Origin of the sequence: uncultured Jannaschia sp., from assembly GCF_947494055.1 — a bacterium.
Lineage (GTDB): Bacteria > Pseudomonadota > Alphaproteobacteria > Rhodobacterales > Rhodobacteraceae > Jannaschia.
This window is the reverse complement of record NZ_CANLTR010000151.1, coordinates 1-754: the sequence shown is the minus strand read 5'-3', so window position 1 is coordinate 754 and position 754 is coordinate 1. Positions and strand designations below refer to the sequence as shown.

The following is a 754-nucleotide window of genomic DNA, read 5'->3' as shown; positions in this document are numbered from 1 at the left end:
CTCGACGGCATTCGTAACCGATATAAGGATCTCGGTGCCGATGTCCGGCTGGGTTCTTCGGAACCTGGTATATGCTGCGAGCATCCGGGACAGAGGCACCGGGAGCACGAAGGTGCGGGCAGGCCGATGCACACGATGAGCTGCGAGCTCGTGTTAGTAGCTGGCCGCCTCTGCGACTCGCCCGGTTGCGCTGAGAGCGCGAATCCGTAGTTGTCGTGTCGCCCGCCGCTCCCGCTGTTTTCAACTGGCAAGGGAGGCGCAAATGCGACGTGTGATCGGCATCGACATCCACCGGACCTTTGGGGAGGTGGTGATCTGGGAGAATGGCCTGACCCGACACGAGGGCCGGGTCGAGATGACCCGCACGGCCCTGGAGGGGTTCGGCAGACAGCTTTTGAAGACGGACGAAGTCGTGATCGAGGCGACCGGCAATTGCATGGCAGTCTCGCGCGTGCTGACGCCCTACGTGAAGCGGGTGGTGATCGCCAATCCGCTTCAGGTGAAGGCCATCGCCCATGCCCATGTGAAGACCGACAAGGTCGATGCAGGCACGCTGGCCAGCCTGCACGCTGCCGGCTACCTGCCGGAGATCTGGACCCCGGATGCGGCGACGGCGCGGATGCGCCGGCTCGTCGCGCGCCGCTATCAGGTCGTGCGGCACCGGACCCGGATCAAGAACGAGGTGCATTCCATCCTGCACGCACACCTGATCCCAAAATGCCCGCATGCCGATCTCTTCAACAAGCGCGGTCGT

The 754-nt window shown here is 63.8% G+C and carries 1 protein-coding gene; it reads left to right on the top strand.

The annotated features are described in order from the left end of the window. Window positions 1–262 precede the first annotated feature (262 nt). Window positions 263–754 (top strand): transposase (locus tag Q1A87_RS23585; RefSeq protein WP_299657292.1); only part of this gene is annotated, 492 nt, incomplete at its 3' end.